This is a genomic window from Bartonella sp. CM120XJJH, from assembly GCF_042194715.1.
Lineage (GTDB): Bacteria > Pseudomonadota > Alphaproteobacteria > Rhizobiales > Rhizobiaceae > Bartonella.
The window spans coordinates 1-578 of record NZ_JBHINE010000145.1 but is presented as its reverse complement, the minus strand read 5'-3'; the positions used below and the strand labels follow the sequence as shown (position 1 = coordinate 578).

At 42.4% G+C, this 578-nt stretch carries 1 protein-coding gene; it reads right to left on the bottom strand.

Features of this window, described 5'->3' with window-relative positions:
• Window positions 1–157: 157 nt before the first annotated feature.
• Window positions 158–532, bottom strand: a complete 375-nt coding sequence (locus ACFIKU_RS10255; RefSeq protein WP_375657447.1) for a hypothetical protein — start codon at window positions 530–532, stop codon at window positions 158–160.
• Window positions 533–578 lie beyond the last annotated feature (46 nt).

Here is a 578-nt window from a genome sequence, read left to right as displayed (position 1 = left end):
GCAATTCTCAGATATTATAGTCTTCAGACATCACGCTCCCAAGCACCACCATGACCAGAAACCAAGATCCCCACATTCTCTTAATCTACCCACAAGCTTCACAATCTCGATAGTAACACACGCCTTAAAGGGAAACGCCTCTCAAGTAATATATGCCTCAAGCTCCACACCCCTCAAACTTCGTATTTCTCTCCGTTTTTCTATCTCGCTCAATCCTCTTCCTATCTCCCTCAAGCTTAGTATCCTTTGAAATCACTGGCACAATTTCAACACGCGAAATTGTTTTAACCGCGTCTCCCCCCTCTCCAGTCACTTGCAGAGGCAAAACTTTTGCGAGAAGCGAAAAAAAAGGCACAGGATTATTGAGTGCGTGATACTGAAGATAGGATACCAGTCCATCTTCACCATATTGATACCCAGCTTGTTCAGCAGCTGTAAGAAGAGCTTCATTAAACTGCCTTGTTGTTTTCTTCAATGCACCTTTTGGGCGCCCTCTTCGTCTTAAGGGAAGACAACGTTCCTTTGCCATCATTATATTCTCTCAAATAAAGTATAGAATAATTTCTGATAAAGAAGTT